The sequence below is a fragment of the Parahaliea mediterranea genome, from assembly GCF_003402235.1.
Lineage (GTDB): Bacteria > Pseudomonadota > Gammaproteobacteria > Pseudomonadales > Halieaceae > Parahaliea > Parahaliea mediterranea.
In genome coordinates this window covers 240,096-262,614 of sequence record NZ_QEWO01000006.1, presented here as the reverse complement: position 1 = coordinate 262,614, position 22,519 = coordinate 240,096, and the positions used below count along the sequence as shown (strand labels likewise).

Below are 22,519 nucleotides of genomic sequence, written 5' to 3'. Positions count from 1 at the left end.
CCCTGTTCGGCGCAGGAGATCTGGGCCGTGCCCCAGTCCTGCCTGGCGGAGATTGTGACCCTGTACAACGTGGCGGACACGCCCCCCGCCACGGTGAACTGGCGCGGGCAGGTGGTGCCGTTGCTGGATCTGGACGAGCGCGGCGAAACCCGCTGGCGCGATGTGCGCGCCGGCACCGGGCTGGTGGCCATTCTGCTGGGGGTGGAAGGCCACGGCTGCCCCTACTTTGCAGTTGCCCTGCGCGGCCAGGGGCTGGGCCTGCAACAGGTGCCGGTACAGGAAATGGTGGATCGGCCCGACGAGGCCCTGCCCCGCTCCCTGGGGGCCTTTCGCTGGCACAACGTGACCTATCAGGTGCCCGACCTGCTGGCCCTGCAGGATGAATTGGTCGGGCGGCTGGCGGCGCTTGCCGTGGACGACGGCCTGAGCGCCGGGCTTGGGGCCTGAGCCGGGTTTGGCGGCGGGAATCGGCGTGGATTCAGTGCAGCTCAACCAACTGGCGGATCGCATCGACAGTGCCTTTGGCGGCGATATGCCCTTCACCGACCGGGCCCTGAGCGAGAGTGATATCGACACCCTCAACCGGGTGTTTGCCGACGCTGGCTACCAGCGCTACCTGCAGGACCAGGTCAATCGCCAGATCATTCGCGACTACCTCACCAATGCGGTGCTGCTCAATGTCATCGGCAGCGAAGAACTGACGCGGCTCACCGAGCACGCCGCCAGCACCGAGGGCCGCTCCGAACTGTCGCTCTATATGTTGATGAACTCGGTGGAACAGGCGGGGCACCTGCCCATCGGTGCGCAGCCGGAGCCGCTGCAGCCCCTCGATGGCCGCCCGGGTGGCCCGCCCCACCTCAACCTGATTCGCAGCTAGGGTCGCTCAAGCGCCGTATCCGGCGGCCCTGGCCGCCCGCCGACAAAACATTGATGCCGTATGGCCTGTAAAAAATTGGCAGCGAATGGCATAAATTGATGCCCGAAATTCCCGCCGCAGAAAAAATTTGGCAAAAAATCCCTAGCACTTGCAAATTTGCGAATAAATAGCACTAACAAGCGTTGTCAGGGCTTTGCCCCCGCCCTATAACGTTAGTGCGCACGCAATAAAAACCAGTGCGTTCGGCGGAACGGCCGGGGGTTGGCCACCGCAGATAACCAGAGCAAAAAAGAAAAACCTGGGGGACAGAGGGATGCTGACAATGACGCCTACGGCGGAGCTGGGTGATAAGGCCGCCGCAGAATTGGAAGTATTTGCCGTGATCGAAGGGAAAAAAGTGTATCTGCCGACCGAGGCCAAATACGTGATGCAGGACTGTCGCGGCCTGTGGTTCTACAGTACCCGCAAGCCGCGCACGGCCGAAGGGGACTGGACGCCGAACAAGACCAGCATCTGCTGTCGCACCGATGGCGGCTTTGTACGGGTACTCAAAACCGATACCCGGGTGCCCTGGCTGGATACCTGCCAGCGCACCATCCGCATGGTAACGGGGAACCAGGGCCGTCGCCCCGCCGACGAGCACTGAGCGGGGCCGGCGTTTTCAGCCCACCGCCGCGTGTTCCGGGTGGCGGGCAAACTCACACCAGCGGCCGAGCTGTTCGGTATGCGCGAGGAGGATGTCCACCACTTCCTCGCGCAGCCGGTCGTAGGCGTCCTGCCACACCTTCAGGTGAACCACCATGGCGCAGCGCTGGCGCAGCGGCATGCTGCGCGGCAAATCCAGCGGGTCCATCTGCAGGCTGCGAAACCCGTGGCGCAGCACCGATGACACCACCTCGTCGTGCTTGTTGTCGCGCAGCTCGCCCTCAAAGCGGCGCAGCGGCATCAGCAGGCGGTGGCGCTGGGGAAAGTCCGGGTCGGTAATAATGTTGTGGATCCACAGCGGCAACTGCTCGGTGAGGATGTCCTTCAGCGACACCTGGCTGCCCGGCCGCGCCGCCGGCATTTCCGGCACTACCCGGCACATGGTGAGCGCCTCGCGGGTGTTGAAACCATAGGGCCGGAAGGCGTTGATGCGCGCGCCCACCAGGGCCGTATGGGTCAGTTGGAATTCAGCCATCGCACCTACTCGGTAAGAACAAAGTTAACCGGCACCGGTATCACCAGGCGCTGGCCATCGCCGCTGTATTCAGCAATGGCGACCTTGTCCAGCGGGTCCGCCAGCGGGTCTTCGAAGGCCTCCCGGGCGGCCTTCAGGGCGGAGTCGTCCAGCATGCCGTGGCCGGAAGAGCGGGCCACCGCCACATCCAGCAGGGCGCCCTGGGCATCCAGCACCACGTCCAGCTCCAGTTCGCCCTGAATGTTGCGGCGGATGGCGGCGCGGGGGTAGCGAATTTCCAGGTTTACCATGCGAAACACCATGGAGTTGAAGGCGGCCAGCCGCTGGGAGTATTCGATAATGCTGAGGCGGGTAATGTCGTTGGGGTCTGCCGGTGCGGTTTCGGCGGCCAGCGCCACCGCCGGGGCAGGCTCGGGGCTGATCACCGGCTTGGGCTGCGCCATGGCGATGCTGGGGGTGGAGGCGGCCTGCACCGGGGCACTGGCCGCGGCGGCTTCGGTGGCTGCCACCACGGCTGCCGGTACCGGCTTGACCGCCTCCGCCAGCGCGGGTTGGGTGGCGGCCTGCTTGGCCGGCGTTGGCGCGGGTTCAGCGGCGGCGGGCTGCGCAGCAGTTGCCGCGGCAACCTGCTGCTGGGGCGCAGGGGCCGGCACGGTTTCAGGCTTGGGCTTGGGCTTGGGCTTGGGCTTGGGCTCAGGCTCGGGTTCAGAACCGGTCGCTGCCGCGCCGCCCCAGGCGTTCACGGCGGCCAGTCGGTCGGCGCTCGGTTTCAGGCTGGCATAGGTGGCGCGCAGATCGATGTCGATGTCCGTCGCCAGCAGGCTGTCGCGAAAGGCGGTGGACGCGCCGCGCTCGTCAATCCAGCCAGCCAGGAAGTAGTCAAACACGACGGGGCTGGGGCTGCGGGCCACTTCGTGGCCGTCCACCAGGGCAACCACATCGCCCTCGCTGCGCAGGGTAAAGCTGTCGTTGGTGTACAGGCTGCCCTGCACGCTGCCCATGATGGCGTTGGCAAAATCCACCGTGGCGGCACTGGGGGCGGCGCCGGTGGCAACCTCCGCCTGCAGCAGAATGCCGCCCAGCAGGCTGCGCATGCTGGTGCGACGGGCGACAATGCGAAACTCCATCTCCCGCACGCCGCTGGCGTTGGCGATATCGGCAACCTGCACCAGCGCCTGTTCTGAGCGCAGGGCGCCAACGTAGATGTCGCGGCCGGTTTCGCGGTGCATGGCAAGGCCCGACAGGCCCAGCTCGCCTGCGGCCACCAGCGGAAGACAGGCAGAGGCCAGCACCGAGAACAGCCCCAAGGTCAGAAACCAACGTTTGGCAGGTTGTTTCATAGCGTTTGCTGCTGTTTGTCGTTTTTGTGGCAGCTAGCTTTGCAGAAGGGCAAAAGCCAAGGCAACAAAAAACCCGAGAAAAGTACAGAAGTTGGGCCCCGATTCACGCCGGGGCGGCCTGGCCTTCACCATCGCTGGCAGCTTCGCCCGCCTCGGCACCGGTGGTCAGGCGCTCCTGTTCCAGGTCGCTGTGCACCGGGGCCAGCTCCGGCATGTCGCGCCGGGCTCGCCCGGACAGCTGAGCGAAGCGCTCCACCTTGCCCTGCAGGCCCTGTTGGCCAGCTAGGGCGCGCACGGTGTCGTTGTAGTGATTGCCGGCGCTGCGCAGGCTGTTGCCAAGGCGGTTGAGGCGCTGGGCCACCAGGGCCACCTGGTTGTAGATCTCGCCGGCGCGGTTGCTGATTTCCCGGGCTTCGCGGTTGCTGCGATCCACCATCCACAGGTTGGCCACGGTGCGCAGCACGGGCATCAGGGTGGTGTGCGATACCAGCACCACACCGCGGTGGTAGGCGTCGTTAAACAGGGCGGGGCTGTGGCGCAGGGCTTCGATGTAGGCCGGCTCCACCGGCAGGAACATCAGCACAAAGTCGGGGCTGCCGAGCCCGGGCAGGTGGGCGTAGTCCTTGCCGGCAAGGTCTTCCATGTGTTGGCGTACGGCGCGAACGTGGGCGCCCAGGGCCGTCTCGCGCTCGGCGTCGCTGCCGGCGGCAATGGCACGGTCGTAGTCCACCAGCGACACCTTGCTGTCGATCACCAGATGCTTGCCATCCGGCAGTTTGATCAGAACGTCCGGCAGCTTGCGCCGCCCCTGGTTGTCGCGCAGGGCGGGCTGTGCCTCGTAGTGCTCGCCGGCCTGCAGGCCGGCCAGTTGCAGGCTGCGCTCCAGCTGGGCCTCGCCCCAGTTGCCGGTGGCCTTCTTGTCGCCCTTGAGAGCGGCGGCCAGGTTGCCGGCCTGCTCGTTCATCTGCAGGCCGATGTCCAGCACCCGGCGCAACTCGCCCGACAGGCTGGCCTGACCCTTGAGGGATTCGCTGTGCACCTGGTCCACGCGCTGCTGGAAGGCGCCAATCTGCTCGCGAAAGGGCTGCAGCAGGGTTTCCAGCGAGTGCTTCTGGTGGCTGGCAAAGTGCTGGCTGCGCTCTTCAAAAATACGGTTGGCGAGATTTTCAAACTCGCGCTTGAGCTGGTCGCGGTGCTCGTTCAGCAGGCCCAGCTGCTCGCGGTGCTGGCGCTCGCGTTCGCCACTGCGCTCCTCCAGCACGGCGTGGGCCTGTTGCAGCTGCCGGTGCTGGGCCTCCAGGTGCTGGTGGCGCGCCAGCAGTTGCCGGTGGCGCTCGGCGTGCTGGCGCAGGCGGTGCACCAGCCAGACAAAAAGCGCTGCCAGCAGGCCAATGCCGAGCCCGCCGCCGGCCAGCAGAAGGTGTTGAGCGTTCAATGCCATGGTCTGTCCCCGTTGTGCCGACCAGTTTACTGCAATAGCCGGGCACCGGCGCCCCGTGCGTGCCGCGCCGTACCTGTCGCCTGGGCGGTGGGGTAGAATCAGGCCCAGCGCCGGCAAGGGCGTTGCGACGCGGCGCGGGGCGGTGAGGGCCTAGTGAGGGCACAGTCATGAAAGAGCTGGTGGGCGGTGGCCCGAAAAAAGTGCTGTATACCCTGCAGACGGTGCGCCGTATAGGCCTGAAAAATTCCGCCAAGGCCCTGTCGGCCAAAAACACCTGCAAGGCCTGCGGCCTTGGCATGGGCGGCCAGCAGGGCGGCATGACCAACGAGCGCGGGGAGTTTCCCTCGGTCTGCAACAAGAGCGTGCAGGCCCAGTCCACCGACATCCAGCCGCCCTTGCCGCCGGAGCTGTTCCGCCACAGCCTGGCGGAGCTGCGTGAACTGACGCCCAAAGAGCTGGAACATGCCGGGCGGCTTGGCAACCCGATCTACAAGGCGGCGGGCGAGCAGCACTACCGCGAGGTGGACTGGGACTGGGCGCTGGAACATGCCGCACAGCGCTTTCGCGCCTGTGCGCCCGAGCGCAGCTTTTTTTATTCCTCGGGCCGCTCGTCCAACGAGGCCGGCTTCATGCTGCAGCTGCTGGCCAGGCTGTACGGCACCAACAACGTCAACAACTGCTCCTACTACTGCCACCAGGCGACCAGCGTGGGCCTGGGCTCAACCATTGGCACCGGCACCGCCACGGTGGAGCTGGCGGACCTGTCGGGTTGCGACCTGGTGTTTGTGATTGGCGCCAACCCGGCCTCCAACCACCCGCGCTTCATCCACCAGCTGAAAAACTGCCGCGACCGCGGCGGCGAAGTGGTGGTGATCAACCCGGCGCGGGAGCCCGGCCTGGTGAAGTTTGCTGTGCCCAAGAGCCCGGCCTCGATGATTGCCGGCGGCACGGAGATTGCCTCGGCCTACCTGCAGCCCCACATTGGCGGGGATATCGCCCTGTTCAAAGGCATTGCCAAGGCCCTGCTGGCCGCCGGCGCCGAAGACCGGGCCTTTATCGACCAGCACTGCGAGCACGGTGACGCCTTTGCGGCCGATATCGCCGCCACCACCTGGGCGGACATTGAAGCCGCCTGTGGCGTGGCCCGCGCAGACATCGAGCGGGTGGCAGGCCTTTACGCCCGCGCCAACGCGGCGGTGTTTGCCTGGGGCATGGGGATGACCCACCACCAGTTTGGCGCCCAGAATGTGGAGTACATTGCCAACCTGGCCCTGCTGCGGGGCATGGTCGGGCGCCGCTACGCCGGGCTGCTGCCCCTGCGCGGTCACAGCAACGTGCAGGGCATTGGCACCATTGGCGTCAAGCCGGTGCTGGCAGAGGCGGTGTTCGCCGCAATGGAAAAAACCCTTGGCGCCAGCCTGCCGCGCCAGCCCGGCATGGACACCCTGGCCTGCCTGGAAGCGGCCCACCAGGGCGCGGTGGACTGCGCCTGCCTGGTGGGTGGCAACCTGTACAGCGCCACCCCCGATGCGGCCTGGGCCGGGCAGGCCCTGGAGCGCATCGGCTTCAAGCTCTACCTCACCACCACCCTGAACCAGAGCCACCTGCAGGGGGTGGACGGCGGCGAGGCGCTGGTGTTGCCGGTGTGTGCCCGGGACGAAGAACCCCAGTCCACCACCCAGGAATCCATGTTCAATTACGTGCGCCTGAGCGACGGCGGCATCCAGCGCCTGGACAATGCCCGTTCGGAGGTGGCCATTCTGGCGGAACTGGCTGCGCGTATCCTGCCCGAGGCGCCGGTGGATTGCCGCCGCTTTGCCGACCACGACACCCTGCGCGAAGCCATTGCCGCCACCGTGCCGGGGATGCAGCAACTCAGGGACATCGGTGTCGCCAAAGCGGAATTCCATGTGCGCGGGCGCCTGATGCACCGCCCGGAATTTGGCACCAACAGCGGCCGCGCGGCGTTTCAGGTGCACCCCATTCCCCGGCCGCGGGAGGACGACTACCCCCTGCTGCTGGCCAGTGTGCGCAGCGAGGGCCAGTTCAACTCCATTATCTACGAGGAGAGCGACAGTTACCGCTACGGCGCCGGCCGGGATGCTGTGCTGCTGTCGCCGGAGGATATCCAGCGCCTGGGCCTGGCCGCGGGCCAGCGGGTGGATGTGGTGTCGGCCAACGGCCGGCTGGCGGGGGTGTCGGTGCAGCCCTTCGACCTGCCGCCGGGCAACATGCTGGCCTACTACCCCGAGGCCAATGTGCTCTGCCAACGGCGGGTGGACCCGCGCAGCCGCACGCCCAACTTCAAATCCGTGCCGGTGCGTATCGAGGTGTAGCGGATTGCCGTAATAAAACGGCTTGCTGCCTGTGGCTGGCCGCTGGCCTGCTTTTATAGGCAGCTGAGTGATGGTAAGCGCTTGCTTACCTGTGCTCGGCCGGTGCGCAGCTCAGGCTAGTTCGGACGCTTCGCCGAGGCCAGTTCGGCCGCCACTGCGGCGGCCAGGTCGGCATACACGGGTATGGCGGCGGCGCCTTTTAGCTGCAGGCTGGCGTCGTCCTCGGCCTGTAGGCGCGCCAGTGTGCCCTGCCCCTTGCCGGTGGTGACCAGCACAGGCCGGCAGCCGGCGCGCTGGGCGGCCTGCAAATCCTTCAGGCTGTCACCCACGAAGGCGGCGCCGGCCAGGGTTTCGCCGGTTTCCCGGGCGATGGCCTCAAGCAGGCCGGTGGCGGGCTTGCGGCAGTTGCAGCCGGCGTCCGGGGTGTGGGGGCAGTAGGCAATGCAGGCGATATGGCCGCCCGCCGCCGCCACCAGTTCCTGGAGCCGGCTGTGGATGGCTTCCAGTTCATCGAGGCCGAAATAGCCCCGCCCAAGGCCGGACTGGTTGGTGGCCACCGCCACTGAATAGCCGGCCCGGCACAGGTCGGCGATGGCCTCGATGCTGCCGGCAATCGGCTGCCAGTCGGCCAGGCAGCGGATGTAATCGTCCGAATCGGCGTTGATGACGCCGTCGCGGTCGAGAATGAACAGGCTCACCTATTTGTTCACCGCCAGCTGGGAGATGTCCGCCACCTGCAAAAAGCGCTGGCGCAGGGCGTTCAGCAGGTTGAGGCGATTATTGCGCAGGGCGTTGTCGTCGGCGTTCACCATCACTCCGTCGAAGAAGGCGTCCACCGGTTCGCGCAGGGCGGCCAGGGCCGCCAGGGCCTCGGTGTAGGCGCCCTGCTCCAGATGGCGCGCGCTGTCGGCACCAACCGTCGACAGGGCGTCGGCAAGGGCCTTTTCCTGGGCTTGTTGCAGTAAGTCGGCGCTTACTTCGGTGAAGTTGTGGCCCGCTTCCAGTTTGTCCAGGATGTTGGCCACCCGCTTGTTGGCGGCGGCCAGGGCGGCGGCTTCAGGCAGTTGGGTGAAGGCATGCACGGCGTGCACCCGGCGCTGGATGTCCAGCGGCCGGCTGGGGTCGGTGGCACTCACGGCGCGGAACACTTCCACCGCAATGCCCTCCTCCTCATACCAGGCGCGGAAGCGCTCCAGCATGTAGGCCAGCACCTGCTCGGTGGTGCCCTCTGCCAGCAGGCCGGCGGGGTACTGCTCGGCGGCCAGTTGCAGGCAGTCCCGCAGGTCCAGGTCGAGGGCTTTTTCCACCAGAATGCGCAGCACCGCCAGCGAGGCCCGGCGCAGGGCGAAGGGGTCCTTGGAGCCGGTGGGCGGCTGGCCGATGCCGAAGATGCCCACCAGGGTATCCAGGCGGTCGGCCAGGCCCACCGCCGCGGCGGTCAGGTTCTCCGGCAGGCGGTCGCCGGCAAAGCGCGGCCAGTACTGTTGGGCCTGGGCGGCGGCCACGTCGGCATGCTCGCCATCGTGGGCGGCGTAGTAGGCCCCGGCAATGCCCTGCATGTCGGGGAATTCCAGCACCATTTCGGTCACCAGGTCGGTCTTGGCCAGCAGGGCGGCGCGCGACGCCAGTGTCGGATCAGAACCGATACGCTGGGCCAGGGCTCCGGCCAGCTGCTCGATGCGGCGGCTTTTTTCCGCCAGAGTGCCCAGCTGCTGCTGGAAGACGATTTTCTCCAGCGCCGACAGGCGCTCCGCCAGCGGGGTTTTCTTGTCGGTTTCAAAGAAGAACGCCGCATCCGACAGGCGCGGGCGAATCACCCGTTCGTTGCCGTCGATCACCTGCACCGGGTCTTCACTTTCGATATTGCTGACGGTGATGAAGTGGGGCAGCAGCTTGCCGCTCGCGCCTCCATCGCCTTCACCTTCGCCCTCTACGACGTGGAAGTACTTCTGGTGTTCCTTCATGGAGGACACCAGGGCCTCCGCGGGCACCGCCAGGAAGCGCTCTTCAAAGGCGCCGGTGAGGGCCACCGGCCACTCGACAAGGCCGGTCACCTCGTCCAGCAGGTCGTCGTCGATCACCGCCGTGGCCTTGAGGGCGCTGGCCTCAACCTCCACCTGCTCGCGGATCATCTGCTGGCGGCGCTCGAAGTCGGCCACCACCCTGGCTTCAAGCAGGGCCTGCTCGTAGTCCTCGGGGCGCGCGAGGGTTATCTCGCCGCTGCTGTGGAAGCGGTGGCCACGGGTGGTGTTGCCGGTGGCCAGGCCCAGCACCTCGCCGTGGCTGGCGTTGTCGCCCAGCATGGCAACCACCCAGTGCACCGGGCGCACAAACTCCACCCGGCTGGCGCCCCAGCGCATGCGCTTGGCGATGGGCAGGTTGCGCACCGCCTCGTTGATGATGTCGTTCAGGCAGTCGCCAGCACTGGCCCCGGCCACCGTCTGGCGCAGGCCAAGGCGCGGGCCTTTGGGGGTGTCGATGGTCTCCAGTTGCTCGGGTGCAATGCCCTGCTTCTTGGCAAAGCCCGCCGCCGCCGGCGTCCAGTGGCCGGCATCGTCCCTGGCGCGGTCCGCCGGGGGCCCCAGGGCTTCCACGGTTTTGTCCGCAGCCTGCAGGGCCACGCCCTCAATCAGCACCGCCAGGCGGCGCGGGCTGGCAAACCAGCGCACGGAGCCGTGGCCCAGTTCGCGCTGGGCCAGGCCCTCGACAATACCATCGCGCAGGGCCAGGCCCAGGGTCTTCAGGTTCTTGGGGGGCAGTTCTTCGGTGCCCAGTTCCACCAGCAGCGTGTCGGTCAAGGTGTTGGTGCTCATGCCTTGGCGGCCTCCGCGTCCAGTTTTTCCAGTACTTCTTGCGCCAGGGCCGGTGCCGCCAGGGGGAAGCCCAGGGCGGCGCGAGCCTTGAGGTAGCCCTCGGCCACGGCCCGGGCCAGGGTGCGCACGCGCAGGATGAAGCGCTGGCGCTCGGTGACCGAAATGGCGTGGCGGGCATCCAGCAGGTTGAAGGTGTGGGAGGCCTTCATCACCATCTCGTAGGCCGGCAGGGGCAGGTTCTTTTCCACCAGGCGCAGGGCTTCGCCCTCGCAGTGGTCGAAGTGGGTGAACAGGAAGTCGGTGTCGGCTTCCTCGAAGTTGTAGCGCGACATTTCCACCTCGTTCTGGTGGAACACATCGCCGTAGGTGACGGTGCCTGCCGGGCCCTCGGCCCACACCAGGTCGTAGATGCTGTCCACGCCCTGCAGGTACATGGCGATGCGCTCAAGGCCGTAGGTGATCTCGCCGGTCACCGGATAGCACTCCAGGCCGCCGGCCTGCTGGAAGTAGGTGAACTGGGTCACCTCCATGCCGTTCAGCCACACCTCCCAGCCCAGGCCCCAGGCGCCCAGGGTGGGGGATTCCCAGTTGTCTTCCACAAAGCGGATGTCGTGGATGGCGGTGTCGATGCCCAACGATTGCAGGGAGTCCAGGTAGAGCTGCTGGAAGGCCGCCGGCGACGGCTTCATCACTACCTGGAACTGGTAGTAGTGCTGCAGGCGGTTGGGGTTCTCGCCGTAGCGGCCATCGGTGGGGCGGCGGCTGGGCTGCACGTAGGCGGCGTTCCAGTTTTCCGGGCCCACGGCCTTCAGGAAGGTGGCGGGGTGAAAGGTGCCGGCGCCCACCTCCATGTCCAGCGGCTGCAGCACCACGCAGCCCTGGGCCGCCCAATACTGCTGCAGGCGAAGGATAAGTTCCTGAAAAGTGAGGGTTTTCGCTTTGTCCTGGGACACGGGTCCACCTGTGAGGGGAGTGCAAAAAGCCGGGTATTATACAGGCACTTTCCTCGGCATAATACGCGCTTTCACCCACCCGCCCGGAACGATCGCATGGACCGAATCAAGGCCCTGGCCGTGATGGCTTTGCTCCGCTTCAGCGCCCTGTTGCCGCTGGGGCTGGCGCGCGCCCTGGGGCGCGTGGTGGTGGCCCTGTACTGGCCCTTCAAGGCCCGCTCCCGGCGGGTCACCGAGCGCAATATCGCCCTCGCCTACCCCGGCCTGTCCAGCGCCGAGCAGCGCGCCCTGGCCCGGGCCAGCCTGGCCGCCACCGCCGAGCTGATGGCGGAGATGGGCCATGTATGGCTGCGCGGCTGGGACCATGTGCGCGCCCACATTGTGCGGGTGGAGGGCGCCGAGCAGGTCACCGAGGCCCAGGCGGCGGGGCGCGGGGTGATTGTGCTGGCCCCCCACCTTGGCAACTGGGAGGTTACCGGCCAGCACCTGGGCACACTGGGGCCCACCGTGTCGCTCTATGAGCCGCCGAAGCTGGCGGGCCTGGGGCCGCTGATTCGCCGCGGCCGGGAACACAGCGGGGCCACCCTGGTGCCCACCGACAGCCGCGGGCTGGCGCGCCTGCTAAAAAGCGTCCGCGGGGGGCATATCTCCGGCATCTTGCCGGACCAGTGCCCGGCGGACGAGGGCTCGGGCATGAATGTGCCCTTCATGGGCATTCCCTGCTTCACCGGCACCCTGGCCAGCAACATGATCCGCCGCACCGGCGCCCTGGCCCTGTTCGCCCTGGCCGAGCGGGTAAAGGGCGGTTGGGTGGTGCGCTACTTGCCGGCGGAAGACGCCATCTACGATGCCGACGATGCCACCTCGCTGGCGGCACTGAACCGCGGGGTTGAAACCTGTCTAAGCCTCTGCCCCGCCCAGTACCAGTGGGAGTACAAGCGCTTCCGGGTGCGTCCGCGGCAGGGGCCCGGGCTGTACGCCGGCCTCTGAAGACAGGCGGCACTGCGCCGCATTCTCTGCATTCACAGCAGACTCACAAGCAAGCAAGGAGCAGCATGTTCTACGGCAAATTGGTCGCCGGCACCCTCGGCCTGTTACTGGGCGGCCCCATCGGCCTGATCCTCGGCGTGGTGCTGGGCCACTTTTTTGATCGCGGGCTGAACCGGGTGCAGGCCTTTGCCTCTCCTGAGAATATCGCCCGCATCCAGCGCAGCTTTTTTGATACCAGCTTCCAGTTACAGGGCTACCTGGCCAAGGCCGACGGCCGCGTGTCGGAGGTGGAGGTGGCCCACACCGAGGAAGTGATCCGCCAGATGCGGCTCACCCCGGAGCAGCGGCAGGAGGCCATTGCCCTGTTCAAGCGCGGCTCGGCGGCGGATTTTCACCCGGAGCCGGTGGTGGCATCGTTTCTTCAGGTGTGTGGCAGCCAGCGCCAGCTGGCCCAGGGCATGCTGATGTTCCTGGTGTCGCTGGCGCTGTCGGACGGTAGCTTGGACGACGCCGAGCGCCAGGCCCTTATGCGCATTGCCCAGCTGATGGGGGTCGGTGCCGCCCAGCTGGAGCAGATGCTGCGCATGGCCCAGGCCCAGGGCCGCTTTCACCAGGGCGGGGCCGGTGACGCCACCGCCTCCAGCGCCAGCCGCCTGGCAGACGCCTACACCGCCCTGGGGGTGAGTGAAACGGTCAGCGACCGCGACCTCAAGCGGGCCTACCGCAAGCTGATGAGCGAAAACCACCCGGACAAACTGATCGCCCAGGGCGTGCCGGAGCACATGGTGAAGGTGGCGACGGAAAAGTCCCAGGATATCCAGGCCGCCTACGAACTGGTGCGCAAGCACCGCGGCGGGCGCTGAAGCGAGCGCCAGGCATCAGAGGCGCCAGAACATGGGGGTGAACAGCACCAGCAGGGTGAACACCTCCAGCCGGCCCAGCAGCATGGCAAAGCACAGCAGGGCCTTGGCGGTTTCGTTGATGCCGGCGTAGTTGGCGGCCACGTCGCCCAGCCCCGGGCCGAGGTTGTTGAGGGAGGCGGCCACGGCGGAGAAGGCGGTGATGAAATCCAGCCCGGTGCCCATCAGCAGCAGCAAAATGGTGATGAACGAAAACATATACACGGCGAAGAAGCTCCACACGGCGCTGACCACCGCCGCCTCCACCCGCCGCTTGCCCATCTTCAGGGGGATCACCGCCTGGGGGTGCACCAGCTGCTTCAGCTCGCGAATCCCCTGCTTGTAGATCAGCATCAGGCGCATGGCCTTGATGCCGCCCCCGGTGGACCCGACGCAGCCGCCCATAAAGGAGAACATCAGCAGCATCACCGGCAGGAAGGTGGGCCAGAGGGCGAAGTTCTCGCTGGCAAAGCCGGTGGTGGTGGTGATGGAAATGGCCTGGAACAGCCCGTGTACCACCGCGTCTGCCGGCGCGATGGCTCCGGACAGAATCAGGTGGGCGCAGGTAATGGCGATGCACACCAGCACAATGCCACCGAAAAACTTGGTTTCGGAATCCCCCAGGTACTGGGTCAGCGAGCGGCGCCGCCAGGCCAGGTAGTGCAGGCCAAAGTTCATCGCCGAAATGCACATGAACAGGCTGCAGATGAGCAGGATCACATTGCTGTCGAACCAGGCCATACTGGCGTCGTGGGTGGAAAAACCGCCGATGGTCACGGTGGAAAAGGCGTGGCCGATGGCGTCGAAGGCGCTCATGCCCGCCAGGTAGTAGCACAGGGCGCACACCGCGGTGAGGGCCACATACACGGTGAACAGGGCCTTGGCTGTCTCGGTGATGCGTGGGGTGAGCTTGGAATCCTTGGTGGGGCCGGGGATTTCCGCGCGGTACAGCTGCATGCCGCCGATGCCCAGCATGGGCAGCACCGCCACCGCCACCACAATGATCCCGATGCCCCCCAGCCACTGCAGCATCTGGCGGTAGATGAGGATGGAGTGGGGCAGGCTGTCCAGGCCGGTGATCACCGTGGCCCCGGTGGTGGTGAGGCCGGAGATGGATTCAAAGATGGCCTCGGTGGGGGTGAGGTCCAGGGCATCCTCGAAGGCAAAGGGCAGGGCCCCGAACAGGCCGAGCACCGTCCAGAACAGGGAGGTAATCAGGAAGCCGTCGCGAATGCGCAGCTCATGGCGCGTGGCCCGCGCCGGCAGCCACATAAGCAGCCCGGAGAAAAAGGTAATGGACAGGGCCACCAGAAAGCCATTTACCGTGTGGTCGTCGGCGATCAACCCCACCACCAGCGGCACCAGCATGGTGCTGCTGAACAGCATCAGCAGAATGCCGAGAACGCGAAGCGTGGTGCCAAGATGCATGGGGTTGCGTGCCCGGCGTCAGGAAAAGAAGCCGAAGCCGACCGCGAACAGCTTTTCCACCTGCGGGATACGGCTGCGGTCCACCAGGAACAGGATGACGTGGTCGTCGGTTTCCACCACCACGTTGCCGTGGGCGATGAGCACTTCCTCGCCGCGCACGATGGCGCCGATGGTCACCCCCTCGGGCAGGTTGATCTCGTCCAGCTGCCGCCCCACCACCTTGGAGGAGTAGGCGTCGCCATGGGCAATAAGCTCAATGGCCTCGGCGGCGCCCCGGCGCAGGGAGTGCACGTTGGAGATGTCGCCCTTGCGCACGTGAGTGAGCAGGCTGCCGATGGTGATCTGCTGGGGCGAAATGGCGATGTCGATTTCGTCCCCCACAAGGTCGGCGTAGGCGGCGTTGGTGATCAGGGTGATTACCTTCTTGGCGCCCATGCGCTTGGCCAGCATCGACATCATGATGTTGGATTCGTCGTTGTTGGTAAGGGCGCAGAACACGTCGGTGTTCTCGATATTCTCCGCCGTCAGCAGTTGCGGCTCCGCCGCGCTGCCGCACAGCACAATGGCGTGCTTGAGTCGCTCCGACAGCATGCGGCAGCGGTTATAGGATTTTTCGATCACCTTGACCTGGTACTGGCTGTCGATGCTCTGGGCCAGGGTGGCGCCGATGTTGCCGCCGCCGGCGATCATCACCCGCTTGTAGGGCTTGTCCACCTTGCGCAGCTCGGACATCACCGCGCGGATGTGCTGGCGGGCGGCGATGAAGAACACTTCGTCGTCCACCTCGATCACCGTGCTGCCCTCGGGCAGGATGGGCCGGTCCTGGCGGAAAATGGCCGCCACGCGGGTGTCCACCTTGGGCATGTGCTTGCGGATTTCCTGTAGCTCCTGCCCCACCAGCGGGCCGCCGTAGTAGGCCCGCACCGCCACCAGCTGCACCTTGCCATCGGCAAAGTCCAGTACCTGCAGGGCGCCGGGGTTGGCGATCAGCTGGCGAATGTTCTTGGTGACCAGCTGCTCCGGCCCGATGATTACATCCACCGGCACGTTGGCCGGGTTGAACAGCTGTTCCTGGTGGGCCAGGTAATTGGGCGAGCGCACCCGGGAAATTTTGGTGGGGGTATTGAAAATACTGTGTGCCACCTGGCAGGCCATCATGTTGATCTCGTCGCTGTTGGTGACGGCAATCAGCATGTCGGCATCCTCGGCGCCGGCGCGGTACAGGGTATTGGGGTGGGAGGCGCCGCCAAGCACGGTGCCGATGTCCAGGCGGTCCTGCAAATTGCGCAGCTTGTCGGCGTCGGTATCGACCACCGTAATGTCGTTCTGCTCGTTGGCCAGGTGTTCGGCCAGTGTTCCCCCTACCTGACCGGCGCCCAGAATAATGATTTTCATGGCCCGGGGACCCCGTGGGAAGTTCTCAGCACCTTAATGGATGGGGCGATTGTAAGCACATGGGCCAGGGCTGTATAGCGTGGCGCCTGGTAAAAAGAGGGCAGCGGCCGGCAGATCGCTAAGCACCGGCATCAGGTCGACTTGGTCAGCAGCGCGAAATAGAGTCCATCCGGCCCGTCTTCCTGTGGCAACAGCTGGCGGCCGTGCGCGCGCACCTCGCCCCAGTTCACCGCTAGCACCTGCTCAGCGGCGTCGTGCTGGGTGTCGAGGAAGCGGGCCACCACCGCGCTGTTCTCCTCGGCCAGCACCGAGCAGGTCACATAGAGCAGGCGTCCGCCCGGTTTCAGCAGGGGCCACAGGCCCTTGAGAATGGCCAGCTGTTGGCCGGCCAGCTGGGTGATATCCGAGGGCCTGCGCAGCAGTTTGATGTCCGGGTGGCGGCGAATCACGCCGGAGGCGGAGCACGGGGCGTCGGCGAGGATGGCGTCAAAGCTCCCGGCGGCCAGTTCCGGCGGTGGCGCGGCGCCGTCGCCAACAATCACCCGGGCGGCGAGCTGCAGGCGCTGCAGGTTGTCCTCCACCCGAGCCAGCCGTTCCCCGTCGATGTCCATGGCCACCAGCTCCGCCAGTTTGTTCTGGCCTTCCAGCAGGTGGCAGCTCTTGCCGCCCGGGGCGGCGCAGGCGTCGAGAACGCGCTCGCCGGCACCGGCCGCCAGCAGCGGCGCGGCGAGCTGGGCGGCCTCGTCCTGCACGCTGACCAGGCCTTCGTCCCAGCCCGGCAGGCTGGTGACGTCCACCGCCTGCTCCAGGTACAGGGCACTGCCTGCCAGCGCCCCGGGGCGGGCGGCGATACCGGCCGTCTCAAGCTGGTGCAGGTAATCGGCGCGTTGCACGCGGGACAGGTTGACCCGCAGGGCCATGGGCGGGCGGGTGTTGTTGGCGGCAAGCAAGGCATCCAGCATGTCGAATTCTTTCTGCAGGCGCTTCAGCAGCCAGGCCGGATGGGCGGCGCGGGCGGCGGGCGGCAGGGCGGCCTCCAGCGCATCCCGCTCCCGCAGATAGCGGCGCAACAGGGCGTTGACCAGCCCCCGCGCCCAGCCCTTGCCCAGGGAGCGGGTGGCGCCCACCGTGCTGGCAACCGCCGCGTGATCGGGCACCCGGGTGGCGTCAAGCTGGTAGAGGCCGACCAGGATCAGGGCATAGATGTCCCGGTCTTTGCCGCGCAGGGGCTTGTCCAGCAGCTGGTCGGCCAACGCCTCCAGCCGCGGCCACAGGCGCAAGCTGCCGTAGCAGAGCTCGCGCAGCAGGGCGGTATCCCGCGGCGCCACGGCGCCCAGCTGTTCCGGCAGCGCCTGGTTCAGCGACTGGCCGCCGGCCACCCGGGCCAGAACGCGGGCAGCAGCGGCCCGGCAGTCCCCGGCCATCAGCCGGCGTTGCCGCGGGTGGTGAGAGTGGCGGTGCCAGTGGTGGTGCCCGTGCTGGCGTGTGCCCCGAAAACGGCACCCGGGGCAAAGCGCTCGCCGTGGGCATTCAGCAGCGCCTCCACCGGCAGGGCCTTGCCGCCCGGCAGTTGCAGCACCTGCAGGCAAAGGCTGCCTTCGCCGCAGGCCACGCGAATGCCATCGCGGTCGCTGTGCACCACGGTGCCGGGCGCCGCCAGCCGGCCACCGCCCTCGGGGCGGGCCTGCCACACCTTCACGCGGGTCTCGCCCAGCTCGCTGAAGCAGACAGGGAAGGGATTGAAGGCGCGGATGCGACGGTCCAGCTCGGCCGCCGGTAGCGCAAAGTCCAGCCGGGCCTCTGCTTTCTCGATTTTGCTGGCGTAGGTGGCCAAGCTGTCATCCTGCACCCGGGCGCGGGCCTGGTGGGCGGGCAGGTCATCCAGCACCTCAAGCAGGCAGGGCGCGCCAAGGGCCGCCAGCTCGTCGTGCAGGCTGGCGGTGGTGGCGTGGGGGCCAATGGCGCAGCGGGCGGTGGCCAGCATGGCGCCGGTATCCAGGCCGGCGTCCATCTGCATGATGGTCACGCCGCTCTCGGTATCCCCCGCCGCAATGGCGCGCTGGATGGGCGCGGCCCCGCGCCAGCGCGGCAGCAGGGAGGCGTGCACATTCAGGCAGCCCAGGCGCGGCGCATCCAGCACCGCCTGGGGCAGAATCAGGCCATAGGCCACCACCACCAGAACGTCGGCACCGTGGTCCGCCAGCGCGCGCTGGGCCTGTTCATCCCGCAGGCTGGCGGGCTGGCAGACCGGGAGGTGTGCCGCCAGGGCGCGCTGCTTGACCGGGCTGGCCTGCAGCTTTTTGCCGCGCCCGGCGGGGCGGTCGGGCTGGGTGTACACCGCCACCACCTGATGGCGGCTGCCGAGCAGGGCATCCAGGTGGTGGGCGGCGAATTCGGGGGTGCCCGCAAACAGCAGGCGCAGCGGTGCGGTATCCGCCACGGTCAGGCCCGGCGGCGCTGGTCTTTCTCCAGCTTTTTGCGAATGCGCTGACGCTTCAGCGGGGAGATGTAGTCAACAAAGAGTTTGCCGTCCAGGTGGTCTATTTCGTGCTGCAGGCAGATGGCCAGCAGGCCCTCCAGCTCGCGGGTGAAGGCTTCACCGTTGCGGTCCAGGGCGCTGACCCGCACGCGGCGCGGGCGGTTCACGGTTTCGTAGAAGCCGGGCACCGACAGGCAGCCCTCGTCGTATTCGCCAAGCACCGGGTCCAGCACCTCCACTTCGGGGTTGATGAACACCAGCGGCTCCGAACGGTCCTCGCTGACATCGATCACCAGCAGGCGCTCGTGGACATCCACCTGGGTGGCGGCAAGGCCGATCCCGGGAGCGGCGTACATGGTCTCAAACATGTCGTCGATCAGCGCGTGGGTGGCATCGGTGACCTCGGTCACCGGGCGCGCGGTGGTGCGCAGGCGAGGGTCGGGAAATTCGAGGATGTCGAGAATGGCCATCGGTTTCCTGGGGGAGATTGGCAGGCCGGGCGGCCCGAGTGAATTAATAACATTTGCACTTGCCAGTGGCGAATGACCACCGCAAACTGTTGGCAATTATACATCCGCCAGCGCAAATGTGCCCAGCGCCAGGGCATCAGGGGCTGCGCAACTGGGGAGCGGCGCCACCGGCCGCATCGGTAGGGAGGTGGCGGCGGCGGGGCGGATAATAACAAGCTTGGGCAGGGACAGAACCATGGGATCCAGGGCACTTTCGGGACTGCTGTTGACGGTGTGGCTGCTGTTTTGTTCAGCGCTGCAGGCGGTGGAGCTGAACGACGACGTGCCGGAGGTCTACATCGTCAAAAAGGGCGATACCCTCTGGGATATCTCCGGCATCTACCTGCGCGAACCCTGGCTATGGCCCGAACTGTGGGACGTGAACCCGCAGATCGACAACCCTCACCTGATCTACCCCGGCGATGAACTCTACCTGGTCTGGGTCGATGGCCAGCCGCGCCTGCGCCTGCGCCGGGGCGACATGAAGCTCTCCCCCAACATGCATGTGAGCCCGCTGGATCTGGCCATCCCGGCCATCCCGCTGGACCAGATTGGCGCCTTCCTCAATCGCAACCGCATCATGAGCGCCGACGAGCTGAACAACTCCGCCTACGTTGTGGCCGGTGCCCAGGGGCATTTGATCAGCGCGCCGGGCGACCATGTCTACGGCCGCGGCCCCTTCCCCGAAGGTGAGCGCGCCTATGGCATCTATCGGGCCGGCGAGGCCTACCGCGACCCCATCAGTAACGAACTGCTCGGCTATCGCGCCCAGGACATCGGCAGCACCCGCCTGCTCAGCAGCCATCGCGACGAGGTAACCGAGCTGGAAGTGACCCGCGTGACCGAGGAAGTGCGCATTGCCGATCGCCTGCTGCCCAACGAGGAGCGGGTGCTGGACGCCACCTTCTACCCGCGCGCGCCCGCCGAGGAGGTCGAGAACGGCTTTATGATTGCCGTCGATGGCGGTGTCACCCAGATCGGCACCACCGACATCGTGGTGCTCAACCGCGGCGAGCGCGAGGGCCTGCGCATCGGCGATGTGCTGGCCATCTACCAGACCGGCGAGCTGATTTTCGACCAGGTGGCACGCGACAACGTGCTGCTGCCCGATGTGCGCGCCGGGCTGGCAATGGTGTTCGAGACGGCAGAAAAAGCCAGCTATGCCATCGTGCTCAAGGCCAGCTATCCGCTGAAGGTCGGCGACAAAGTCAAAAATCCCTGACGGGCGGCGGGTCGCCCGCCCTCTCCCCCTGAAAACCTGATCCATTTCCGGCAGTCGGTTGCATGGCGCTGCGGCCACTTTCATAGTGGCGGCGCGAGCACCGCCCGGCACGGCATTTAGCTCGACACTCAACAAAGCACCGCAGCACTCAGGGACGAGGGTTATGGCGGTTGAAACACTCAGGCGCGCCCTGCTGTTGCAGGCGCTGCCGAAACTGACCCCGGGCCAGCTGGGGCAATTGCTTGGCCACTACGGCGGCATCGACGCCCTGTGGCAGTCCGACCCCGGGGGCTGGCCCGCGCTGCGCCGCGCGGCACCGGGGTTGGCCGACGCCTTCGGGCGGCTGCGGGACAGGGGGCGCAGCCCTGATCCGCGCATCGACGTCGACTGGCAACTGGAAGCGGCGCTGTCCTGCGAGGCCCGCCTGCTCTGCCTTGCCGATGCCGACTACCCGTCTCAACTCAAGGCCATCTACGATCCGCCGCCGCTGCTCTACTACCGGGGCGACGCGAGCCTGCTGCAGCGCCCGCAGCTGGCCATCGTGGGGGCGCGACGGGCCAGCGGCGATGCCCTGCGGGCAGCCGGGGAGTTCGCCGCGGAACTGGCGCGGGCGGGGCTGGTGGTCACCAGTGGCCTGGCCCTGGGGGTGGATGGCGCCGCCCATCGCGGCGCGCTGGACGCGGGCGGGGCCAGCGTGGCGGTGATGGCCACCGGCATCGAGCAAATCTACCCCCGCCGGCACCGCCCACTGGGGGCCGAGCTTGCGGCCCGGGGCTGCCTGGTAACCGAATTTGCTTCAGGCAGCCAACCGCTGCCGGAGCATTTCCCGCGCCGCAATCGCATCGTCAGCGGCCTGGCCCTCGGGGTGCTGGTGGTGGAGGCAGCCCTGCCCAGTGGCTCCCTGATCACCGCCGGTACGGCCCTGGAGCAGGGGCGGGAGGTGTTCGCCCTGCCCTGGTCGGCCTATCACAGCGGTGGCGCCGGCTGCCTGCGCCTGCTGCGCGACGGCGCCGGCCTGGTGCAGAGCCCCGACGATTTGCTGGCGGAGCTGGCCCTGCTGCCGGGCAGCGGCCAGGAGCCGCGTGCTGCAGCGCCGCCGCAAGCCGGCCCGGCCACCGACGCGCCGCAGCAAACCCCGGCGGAGGACGACCCCCTTCTGCAACTGATCGGCGATGGACGCGCCACGGCCGACGAGCTGGTGCTGCACAGCGGCCTGCCCCTGGCCCAGGTGCTGGCACGCCTGGCGGCGCTGGAACTGGCCGGCCGGGTGCGGCGACACAGCGGCGCCTACAGCCGCGCCTGAGGCTGCCGCTGGTCGGCGGTCGGAAGGGCGCGAAGCCCCGTATTGTTCTCAACCATATCCCACCCCGCCCGCCCTCTATTCCCTTCCTGCCCTGCGACTATTCTCTCCCTGCCCCCACTACCCTCTCCAAACCCTTCCTAACCCCCGTTGCGCCTTGCCTTCCCGGGCACCTTTGGGTACATTTCGCGCTCTTTCACCCCCCCGGACTGACACGGTCCATCCCAATTCGCGGAGAAACGCTATGAGCAAGCCCTTTGTTGCTATCGTTATGGGTTCCGATTCCGATCTGCCGGTAATGGAGGCGAGCTTTGCTGTGCTGCGCTCCTTCGGCATTCCCTTCGAAGCCCGCATCACCTCTGCCCACCGCACCCCGGAAGTGACCAAGGCCTTCATCAAGGATGCCGAGGCCCGCGGTTGCCAGGTCTTTATCGCCGCTGCCGGCATGGCTGCTCACCTGGCCGGTGCGGTATCCGCCACCACCGTCAAGCCGGTGATCGGCGTGCCGATGAATGCCTCCATGGACGGCCTGGACGCCCTGCTGTCCACCGTGCAAATGCCCGCGGGCATCCCGGTGGCCAGCGTGGCCATTGGCAAGGCCGGCGCCAAGAACGCCGCCTACCTGGCCGCCCAGATCCTGTCAGTGGGCGACGAGAGCCTGGCCGAAAAGCTGCGTGAAGAGCGCGCTGCCAATGCCGAGGCCATCCGCCAAAAAGACGAAGCCCTGCAGGCCTCCCTGAAAGGCTGATGTCCGCCACCCCCCTGCGGTTGCAGGAGGCCGTCCGCACCCTCGCTGCGGGCGGCGTGGTGGCCTGCCCCACCGAAGCCGTGTGGGGCCTGAGCTGCGACCCTGACAACCTCGACGCCGTTGAGCGCCTGCTGGCGCTGAAGCAGCGGCCGATGGACAAGGGGGTGATTCTGGTGGCCGCCTCCACCGACCAGGTGGCCGCACTGCTGGAGGGGCTGACCGAGGCCCAGCACAGCAAACTGGCCCTGTCCTGGCCCGGCCCCACCACCTGGCTTATTCCGCACCGCGGCCTGGTGCCCGCCTGGATTCACGGCGGGCGTGAATCCGTGGCGGTGCGGGTGACCGCCCACCCGGGCATGGCGGCCCTGTGCCGCGCCTGGGGCGGGCCGCTGGTGTCCACCTCTGCCAACCGCTCCGGTTGCCAGGCGCCGCGTTCGGCCTTTCAGGTGCAGCGCTATTTTGGCGCCGAGCTGGATGCGCTGGTGCCCGGTGCCGTCGGCGGTGCCGCCCGCCCCAGTGTGATTCGCGACCTGCTTACCGACCAAATTATTCGAACCTGAGCCCGCGGCGGCCTATAATGCCCCGCCTGTCCTCAACGCGGGTTTTCTC

At 67.1% G+C, this 22,519-nt stretch carries 21 protein-coding genes; 10 read left to right on the top strand and 11 right to left on the bottom strand.

Features of this window, described 5'->3' with window-relative positions:
- Positions 1 to 27: 27 nt before the first annotated feature.
- The 3 genes from DDZ17_RS18640 to DDZ17_RS18630 all read left to right on the top strand — a co-directional run bounded on the left by DDZ17_RS18640 (position 28) and on the right by DDZ17_RS18630 (position 1,523).
- On the top strand, positions 28 to 447 hold the full coding sequence (locus DDZ17_RS18640) for a hypothetical protein (RefSeq protein ID WP_157976726.1): 420 nt from the start codon (positions 28 to 30) through the stop codon (positions 445 to 447).
- A gap of 25 nt (positions 448 to 472) precedes the next feature.
- Entirely contained in the window at positions 473 to 877 is a 405-nt protein-coding gene (locus tag DDZ17_RS18635) for a hypothetical protein (RefSeq protein ID WP_116368485.1), read from the top strand.
- 322 nt (positions 878 to 1,199) lie between these two features.
- On the top strand, positions 1,200 to 1,523 hold the full coding sequence (locus DDZ17_RS18630; RefSeq protein WP_116368484.1) for a hypothetical protein: 324 nt from the start codon (positions 1,200 to 1,202) through the stop codon (positions 1,521 to 1,523).
- Positions 1,524 to 1,538: 15 nt separating this feature from the next.
- On the opposite strand, the gene DDZ17_RS18625 is transcribed toward DDZ17_RS18630, so the two are convergent.
- The 3 genes from DDZ17_RS18625 to DDZ17_RS18615 form a co-directional block, all read right to left on the bottom strand.
- Complete coding sequence (locus DDZ17_RS18625; protein WP_116368483.1) at positions 1,539 to 2,057, bottom strand: hypothetical protein; 519 nt, start codon at positions 2,055 to 2,057, stop codon at positions 1,539 to 1,541.
- Positions 2,058 to 2,062: 5 nt separating this feature from the next.
- Positions 2,063 to 3,397, bottom strand: coding sequence for an energy transducer TonB (locus DDZ17_RS18620; RefSeq protein WP_116368482.1), 1,335 nt, complete (start codon positions 3,395 to 3,397; stop codon positions 2,063 to 2,065).
- Positions 3,398 to 3,500: 103 nt separating this feature from the next.
- Positions 3,501 to 4,838 carry a DNA recombination protein RmuC gene (locus tag DDZ17_RS18615; protein WP_116368481.1) on the bottom strand — a complete coding sequence of 446 codons (1,338 nt, stop codon included), beginning with the start codon at positions 4,836 to 4,838 and terminating at the stop codon, positions 3,501 to 3,503.
- Between the two features lie 167 nt (positions 4,839 to 5,005).
- Between DDZ17_RS18615 and DDZ17_RS18610 the strand changes: the two genes are divergently transcribed.
- Complete coding sequence (locus tag DDZ17_RS18610; RefSeq protein ID WP_116368480.1) at positions 5,006 to 7,174, top strand: FdhF/YdeP family oxidoreductase; 2,169 nt, start codon at positions 5,006 to 5,008, stop codon at positions 7,172 to 7,174.
- Between the two features lie 116 nt (positions 7,175 to 7,290).
- Here DDZ17_RS18610 and gmhB read toward each other — a convergent pair whose 3' ends face one another.
- From gmhB to glyQ, 3 genes are read right to left on the bottom strand one after another with little or no spacing between them, the layout of a single operon-like run.
- Positions 7,291 to 7,872: a D-glycero-beta-D-manno-heptose 1,7-bisphosphate 7-phosphatase gene (gene gmhB / locus DDZ17_RS18605; RefSeq protein WP_116368479.1), complete on the bottom strand. Its 582-nt coding sequence runs from the start codon at positions 7,870 to 7,872 to the stop codon at positions 7,291 to 7,293.
- A complete protein-coding gene (glyS, locus tag DDZ17_RS18600; protein WP_116368478.1) occupies positions 7,873 to 9,987 on the bottom strand; it encodes a glycine--tRNA ligase subunit beta in 2,115 nt (704 codons plus the stop codon).
- Complete coding sequence (glyQ, locus tag DDZ17_RS18595; protein WP_116368477.1) at positions 9,984 to 10,940, bottom strand: glycine--tRNA ligase subunit alpha; 957 nt, start codon at positions 10,938 to 10,940, stop codon at positions 9,984 to 9,986. The genes glyS and glyQ overlap by 4 nt, the downstream gene beginning before the upstream one ends.
- A gap of 96 nt (positions 10,941 to 11,036) precedes the next feature.
- On the opposite strand from glyQ, the gene DDZ17_RS18590 reads away from it, so the two are divergent.
- Both DDZ17_RS18590 and djlA read left to right on the top strand, forming a co-directional pair.
- Positions 11,037 to 11,930: a lysophospholipid acyltransferase family protein gene (locus DDZ17_RS18590; RefSeq protein ID WP_116368476.1), complete on the top strand. Its 894-nt coding sequence runs from the start codon at positions 11,037 to 11,039 to the stop codon at positions 11,928 to 11,930.
- A gap of 65 nt (positions 11,931 to 11,995) precedes the next feature.
- Entirely contained in the window at positions 11,996 to 12,793 is a 798-nt protein-coding gene (gene djlA, locus DDZ17_RS18585; protein ID WP_116368475.1) for a co-chaperone DjlA, read from the top strand.
- Positions 12,794 to 12,808: 15 nt separating this feature from the next.
- On the opposite strand, the gene DDZ17_RS18580 is transcribed toward djlA, so the two are convergent.
- From DDZ17_RS18580 to def, 5 genes are all read right to left on the bottom strand, one after another.
- Complete coding sequence (locus tag DDZ17_RS18580; protein ID WP_116368474.1) at positions 12,809 to 14,257, bottom strand: TrkH family potassium uptake protein; 1,449 nt, start codon at positions 14,255 to 14,257, stop codon at positions 12,809 to 12,811.
- 18 nt (positions 14,258 to 14,275) lie between these two features.
- Positions 14,276 to 15,652, bottom strand: a complete 1,377-nt coding sequence (gene trkA / locus DDZ17_RS18575) for a Trk system potassium transporter TrkA (RefSeq protein WP_116368473.1) — start codon at positions 15,650 to 15,652, stop codon at positions 14,276 to 14,278.
- Positions 15,653 to 15,783: 131 nt separating this feature from the next.
- Positions 15,784 to 17,076 (bottom strand): 16S rRNA (cytosine(967)-C(5))-methyltransferase RsmB, encoded by a 1,293-nt coding sequence (gene rsmB / locus DDZ17_RS18570; RefSeq protein ID WP_116368472.1) that lies wholly within the window; start codon positions 17,074 to 17,076, stop codon positions 15,784 to 15,786.
- Positions 17,076 to 18,092, bottom strand: coding sequence for a methionyl-tRNA formyltransferase (gene fmt, locus DDZ17_RS18565; RefSeq protein WP_241505954.1), 1,017 nt, complete (start codon positions 18,090 to 18,092; stop codon positions 17,076 to 17,078). Before fmt ends, rsmB begins: the two co-directional genes overlap by 1 nt.
- 2 nt (positions 18,093 to 18,094) lie before the next feature.
- Positions 18,095 to 18,601: a peptide deformylase gene (def, locus tag DDZ17_RS18560; RefSeq protein ID WP_116368471.1), complete on the bottom strand. Its 507-nt coding sequence runs from the start codon at positions 18,599 to 18,601 to the stop codon at positions 18,095 to 18,097.
- A gap of 235 nt (positions 18,602 to 18,836) precedes the next feature.
- On the opposite strand from def, the gene DDZ17_RS18555 reads away from it, so the two are divergent.
- The 4 genes from DDZ17_RS18555 to tsaC all read left to right on the top strand — a co-directional run bounded on the left by DDZ17_RS18555 (position 18,837) and on the right by tsaC (position 22,470).
- Positions 18,837 to 19,862 (top strand): LysM peptidoglycan-binding domain-containing protein, encoded by a 1,026-nt coding sequence (locus tag DDZ17_RS18555; protein ID WP_116368470.1) that lies wholly within the window; start codon positions 18,837 to 18,839, stop codon positions 19,860 to 19,862.
- A 163-nt stretch (positions 19,863 to 20,025) separates the two neighbouring features.
- On the top strand, positions 20,026 to 21,165 hold the full coding sequence (gene dprA, locus DDZ17_RS18550; RefSeq protein ID WP_116368469.1) for a DNA-processing protein DprA: 1,140 nt from the start codon (positions 20,026 to 20,028) through the stop codon (positions 21,163 to 21,165).
- A 241-nt stretch (positions 21,166 to 21,406) separates the two neighbouring features.
- Positions 21,407 to 21,910: a 5-(carboxyamino)imidazole ribonucleotide mutase gene (purE, locus tag DDZ17_RS18545; RefSeq protein WP_116368468.1), complete on the top strand. Its 504-nt coding sequence runs from the start codon at positions 21,407 to 21,409 to the stop codon at positions 21,908 to 21,910.
- Positions 21,910 to 22,470 carry an L-threonylcarbamoyladenylate synthase type 1 TsaC gene (gene tsaC, locus DDZ17_RS18540; RefSeq protein ID WP_116368467.1) on the top strand — a complete coding sequence of 187 codons (561 nt, stop codon included), beginning with the start codon at positions 21,910 to 21,912 and terminating at the stop codon, positions 22,468 to 22,470. Before purE ends, tsaC begins: the two co-directional genes overlap by 1 nt.
- Positions 22,471 to 22,519 lie beyond the last annotated feature (49 nt).